1 pseudogene is annotated in these 239 nt (G+C 69.5%); it reads left to right on the top strand.

What is annotated here, in order from left to right:
* Positions 1-239, top strand: a pseudogene (locus tag R0J92_RS26305) (imidazole glycerol phosphate synthase subunit HisH); the annotation flags it as partial.

Below are 239 nucleotides of genomic sequence, written 5' to 3'. Positions count from 1 at the left end.
CCGGGAGCCGGTGCCTTTCCCCCCTGCGCGACGTAGCTGCGCGGGCACAAAGGCCTTTATGACGCGATGGTCGAAGCCGTAGCGGTGAAGGGCCGCCCGCTTCTCGGGATCTGTGTCGGCATGCAGTTGATCGCCACCCCGGGTCACGAATATCCCGAGACGCCGGGCCCCGGCTGGGTCGGCGGCGACGCGGTTAAGATCCCGCCAGAGGACGCGCGCCGGAAGGCGCCGCATATGGG

It is taken from the genome of Tritonibacter sp. SIMBA_163 (genome assembly GCF_046535935.1).
GTDB classification, from domain to species: Bacteria; Pseudomonadota; Alphaproteobacteria; order Rhodobacterales; family Rhodobacteraceae; genus Epibacterium; species Epibacterium scottomollicae.
This window is presented reverse-complemented; position numbering and strand designations above follow the sequence as displayed.